A 1011-nucleotide genomic window follows, 5' to 3' on the forward strand; every position below is an offset into this window, starting at 1 on the left:
CTGGCAGGAACATCCCTGCTACCTCGCATTGCTGGTGCTGGTCGCGCCCGCCATCCACGAGGTGCATTTCTTCTTCATCCACCGGCTGATCCACTGGGGCCCGCTCTATCGCTGGATCCATTCGGTCCACCACAATTCGATCAATCCGTCGCCCTGGTCGTCGCTCTCCATGCATCCGGTGGAAGGGTTCCTCTATCACGCGGTCGCCTTCTGGCACCTCGTCATCCCGTCCAACCCGATCGTCGCGCTGTTCCAGTTGCATGTCGCCGGCTTCGGCGCCGTCAACGGCCATCTCGGCTTCGAGAAGTTCGAGCTGACTGAGAACCTGAGCCTCGATAGCCATGCCTATGCGCATTACCTGCACCACAAATATTTCGAGGTGAACTACGGCGGCGACGGCGTGATCCCGCTCGATAAGTGGTTCGGCACCTGGCACGACGGCACCAGGGAGGGCGAGGCCCTGATGGACGCCCGTTTCCAGAAAAAGAGGGAGCGTGTGAACGCACGGGCCTGAGCCCGACGAGCCACCGATCCATGTCGCGCGGCCGGGAGGGCAAGCGCGCAGAGGCAGCAGTTTCAAAACCCGTCGAAGGACGGCAAATGGGAGGAGAGAAATGAAGCGTATCACCAAAATCCTGGCGGCTTTCCTGCTGGCAGGCGCCGCCGCGACGGCAGCCACATCGGCCACGGCAGAAGGCGCGAAGATCTTCGTCATCGGCGGCAAGGCCGACGATCCCTTCTGGTCGATCGTCAAGCGCGGCGCCGAGGATGCCGGCAAGGTCGTCGAGGCGCAGGGCGGCTCGGTGACCTGGCTAGGGCCGCAGAACTACGACAATCTCGGCGCCGATGCGGCCGACCTGATCCGCACCGCGATCGCGCAGCATGCGGACGCCATCGTCGGCCCCGACTGGGTGCCTGAATCGATGGATGAGGCCTTCAAGGCCGTGGTCGCCGCCGGCATTCCGCTCATCATCTACAATGCCGGCGGTGGCGCTGCGGCCGGCCGGCGTG

At 64.2% G+C, this 1011-nt stretch carries 2 protein-coding genes; both read left to right on the forward strand.

Annotated features, from left to right (window positions below):
* Positions 1 to 514: sterol desaturase family protein (locus AC4FWB_RS34640; RefSeq protein WP_491030711.1), on the forward strand; the 514-nt coding region annotated here is incomplete at its 5' end.
* A 100-nt stretch (positions 515 to 614) separates the two neighbouring features.
* The coding region (locus tag AC4FWB_RS34645; RefSeq protein WP_491030713.1) for a substrate-binding domain-containing protein at positions 615 to 1011 on the forward strand (397 nt) is incomplete at its 3' end.

This window comes from Mesorhizobium sp. LEGMi-168a (assembly GCF_058312955.1).